The sequence below is a fragment of the Streptomyces endophyticus genome, assembly GCF_035798155.1.
Lineage (GTDB): Bacteria > Actinomycetota > Actinomycetes > Streptomycetales > Streptomycetaceae > Streptomyces > Streptomyces endophyticus.
In genome coordinates this window covers 1-552 of the sequence record NZ_JAOZYC010000084.1, presented here as the reverse complement: position 1 = coordinate 552, position 552 = coordinate 1, and the positions used below count along the sequence as shown (strand labels likewise).

General features: G+C 62.0%; 1 protein-coding gene. It reads right to left on the bottom strand.

Annotated elements, in window-relative coordinates; translation table 11 throughout:
• A partial coding sequence (locus OKJ99_RS10805; protein WP_326015691.1) for an ATP-binding cassette domain-containing protein occupies positions 1–342 on the bottom strand: 342 nt, incomplete at its 3' end.
• Positions 343–552 lie beyond the last annotated feature (210 nt).

Genomic DNA, 552 nt, shown 5'->3' with positions numbered 1-552 from the left:
GAAGTGCTGGAACACCATGCTGATCTTGTGGGAACGCACCCCGCGCAGCTCCTTGGGAGCCAGCGCCGTCAGGTCCTCACCGTCGAACTTCACATGTCCCGACGTCGGCTCCAGGAGTCCGTTCAGCATCCGCAGCAACGTCGACTTGCCCGAGCCGGACAGGCCCATGACAACGAAGATCTGGCCGGGTTCGACGGTGAAGGACGCGTCGATCACGGCGGCCGTGGTTCCTTCGGCGCGCAGTTCCTCACGGTCCGCACCGCCGCGGAGCTTCACCACAGCCTCATCGGGCTGTCTGCCGAACACCATGTGCAGGTGCTCGGCCACCAGTCTGGAGGACACACCGACCTCTATTCTCTTTGACCTGTGAAAGGTTGAAAAGCAATATACGTGGCTCGAAATCGCGCCTGCCCCCGTTGGACCAGCGCAAACGCAAAAAGTGCCGGTCGAGACGAATCTCGACCGGCACCATGTGAGTGTCCGAGGGGGGACTTGAACCCCCACGCCCGATAAAGGGCACTAGCACCTCAAGCTAGCGCGTCTGCCATTCCG